Origin of the sequence: Onishia taeanensis (assembly GCF_013349955.1) — a bacterium.
Lineage (GTDB): Bacteria > Pseudomonadota > Gammaproteobacteria > Pseudomonadales > Halomonadaceae > Onishia > Onishia taeanensis_B.
In genome coordinates this window covers 1-459 of the sequence record NZ_JABVXC010000056.1, presented here as the reverse complement: position 1 = coordinate 459, position 459 = coordinate 1, and the positions used below count along the sequence as shown (strand labels likewise).

Genomic DNA, 459 nt, shown 5'->3' with positions numbered 1-459 from the left:
GGAAAATGAAGCCATGTCGCTTGACCGATATCGATGCCGAATAAAAACGGAATAAGTAACATCGCCCAAGCGCCATGTTGTTTTGGAATCATCATACCCCCTCCTTCATCTTCGATTGTACCACTCTCCTTCTTTTTTCTTTGTTACGCTTATCACACATTTTTATAAATGTGTGACAAACCATTGAATCGTTTGTAAAAACGCTTCGCGCGTCACTTTATGTCCCGCATGTTCATCAATTCGCATCGTAAGCGGCTGATGAAACGGCTCAATTTGTTTATAAAAGGCGTATGTATAATCAAACGGAACGACATCATCTTGTTTTCCGTGCCAAATAAAAAGCGGACGGCCATTTAATTTTTCAGGCTGCAATGACAAATCGTATGTCATTAACGTGTTGCGCAACGATTCAAGTTGCTGCCTAGAGAGCGGTAACGTCATCCCTTTTCTTTCTGCAAA

At 41.4% G+C, this 459-nt stretch carries 2 protein-coding genes; both read right to left on the bottom strand.

The window, feature by feature from the left end; translation table 11 throughout:
* A partial coding sequence (locus tag HUS66_RS18190) for a YwiC-like family protein (RefSeq protein WP_425340094.1) occupies positions 1-92 on the bottom strand: 92 nt, incomplete at its 3' end.
* Between the two features lie 70 nt (positions 93-162).
* On the bottom strand, positions 163-459 hold a 297-nt coding region (locus tag HUS66_RS17445; RefSeq protein ID WP_175072455.1), incomplete at its 5' end, for a prolyl oligopeptidase family serine peptidase.